Origin of the sequence: Paenibacillus sp. S29, assembly GCF_049319765.1 — a bacterium.
Taxonomy (GTDB): Bacteria; Bacillota; Bacilli; order Paenibacillales; family Paenibacillaceae; genus Paenibacillus; species Paenibacillus polymyxa_B.
The window spans coordinates 1-2,667 of record NZ_JBMOUI010000048.1 but is presented as its reverse complement, the minus strand read 5'-3'; the positions used below and the strand labels follow the sequence as shown (position 1 = coordinate 2,667).

1 pseudogene is annotated in these 2,667 nt (G+C 54.4%); it reads right to left on the bottom strand.

The annotated features are described in order from the left end of the window. Window positions 1–2,606: pseudogene (locus tag ACL9RM_RS26380) on the bottom strand (non-ribosomal peptide synthetase); the annotation flags it as partial. Window positions 2,607–2,667 lie beyond the last annotated feature (61 nt).

The following is a 2,667-nucleotide window of genomic DNA, read 5'->3' as shown; positions in this document are numbered from 1 at the left end:
CCCTGCTCCGTCTCACGGAATACCGTGCGCAATGCGTCATGATGCTGGACAATACGTTCCATCGTACGGCGCAGCGCGTCGACGTCAAAGCGCCCAGCTCGATACAGCATCATCGCCTGGTTGCTGTGGTGCAGGTCAGCCGGCCGCTGCTCGAAGAACCACCGCTGAATGGGTGTCAGATCTACCTTGCCTACTGCCTCTTCCTGACTAGCCATCTTGCCATCTGTACGAAGTAAAGGACTGAGTGACGCTACCGTCGGATTGCTGAAGAGGTCTTTCATGTCCAGTCGATACCCTGCTTGCAGCAATCGGGAGGATACTTGCAGCGCTTTGATCGAATCGCCGCCCAGTTCAAAGAAGTTATCCTGCGTGCCTACCGTTTCGACACCCAGCACCCCGGCCCACACTGAAGCTAAAACCTGTTCTACCGTGGTACGCGGTGCCACATAAGCTGCACCGGTATGGATGCTTCCTTCCGGTTCCGGTAAGGCCTTGCGGTCGATTTTTCCATTGGGGGTCAGTGGCAAGGTCTCCAGACGTATCAAGCGTGCAGGTACCATATGTGCTGGCAGTCCTGCTTCCAGCTCGGCCTGTACTTCCTCAATCCGCAGCTCGGTTTCTCCCGTGATGTATCCGCACAAATACTTGTGTCCACGCTCATCCGTCCGGTCGATGACTACCGCTTGACGCACACCCGGCACCCGCTGGATCGCCGTTTCAATCTCGCCTAGCTCGATCCGGTAGCCCCGGATTTTGACCTGATAATCCATCCGGCCGATAAAGTCCACATTGCCGTCCGGCATCCACCGCGCCAAGTCACCTGTGCGGTACAATCGTTCACCCGGTACGTACGGGTTTGCCACGAACTTCTCGGCCGTCAGGTCCGCACGATTCAGGTATCCCCGTGCCACCCCGGCACCGCCAATGCACAGCTCGCCCAGGACGCCGATCGGCACCGGATTCAACTGGCTGTCCAAGATGTAAAACCGTGCGTTCAGCCACGCCTGACCAATCGGTACATTGCCGCTACTTGGCAGCTTCGACAGTTCTTCGTCGTAGAAGCTGGAGTCGATCGCCGCTTCCGTGACGCCGTAGCTGTTCATAATGCGGATATCCACACCAAACCGTTCTTGCAGCACCCGGTAGTCTGTCACGCTGCAGCTATCCGAGCTGGTGATCAGCAGTTCCAGACTGCTCATGTCCAGTCCCTGTTCATACACATGCTGCATAAACGGTACGATCAGGGCCGGGGTCGATTCGAACACCGTAATCTGATAGTCGCGAATCCAGCCGTACAGACGGCTTGGGTCGATGCGATCGTCTTTCGGACAGATGACCATCGTGCCACCGTTATAGAGCGTCCGCGCGATATCGCCGACGAACACGTCGAAGGAGAAACTTGCCAGTTGCAGCAATCGTACCGGGAACTGGTTCAGACGGTAATCCCGGCGGTAGGCCGCGGCTGTGTTTACCAAACTGTGATGCTCGATCATGACCCCTTTCGGGCGTCCCGTTGTACCGGACGTATAGATCACATACGCCAGATCCTGCGGCTCATTGATAGGTTCCACATCCGTGGCATCCCCGATGTACAGCGACTCATCGTCCAGCGCCAGCACGGTGTGCAGACGCAGTCCCGTTGCGGGTTCGGAAGCTGCTTCGCTATTAGATGACGAATCTGATTTCAAGCTTAATCCCTCATTAAGGCTGTCTCTTTCTATCGTTTCAATGCTAACCGCCGTTTCCAGCTCACCCTCAGCCTGCCCTCCGGCCAAAGCCTGTCGGCTTTCCTCCAGCCATGCTTGGGCACGCTCCTGCAAACCTGTTTGAGTCAGTAGCACTGTCGCACCGCTGTCCTCCAGCATAAAGCGGATACGTTCGGACGGATAATCCGCATCTAACGGTACATATGCCCCGCCGGCTTTCCATACTGCCAATACGCCGACCAGCATGTCCACCGAGCGCTCGCTCAAAATACCAACAATGGATTCGCGCCCAATGCCTTCATTCCGCAATCTACGAGCAAGTTGGTTCCCACGCTCGTTCAGCTCACGGTATGTAAGCTGCCGCTCCGCGTATACAACTGCCACGTGATCCGGCGCAAGCTGCGCTTGTTCTTCCACATAGGCGTGGAACAACCCTTCTGATTGCTTTTCATCACTCCATGCAGATACGCCTACTGATCCAAAACCGTCGATGATTTTCGCTTTTTCCGAAATAGTCACCAACTCAAGCTCATCTACCAGTGCATCTGGTCTGTTAATCGCTTCTTCAATCATATGCAGCAAATGCTCGCGGATTTGCTCTACAGCTGTACGTTCCAATACTCGCGCGTTGTACTCCAAATGGACATGAATTTCATCCCCCGGCACAACCGTAATGTTGAAATCATAGTTCGTTTGCTCTGACATTGAAGCATTGGCAATCGTAAAACCGTTCGTGTCACGGCTGCCCATGTGCTCCATACGCTGTTCCACTGGATAGTTTTCAAACACCATAATATGATTTACCAGATCCTGCTTTTGCTCAGTCAGGGCCTGAATTTCATACAACGGATAGGTTTCATAGGCTCGGGAAGCCAGTGCCTGCGCCTGTATCTGCTTCATTAACGCAGCAAACGTCATATCTTTCTCACTGTGAATCCGTACAGGAACGGTATTAATGAAC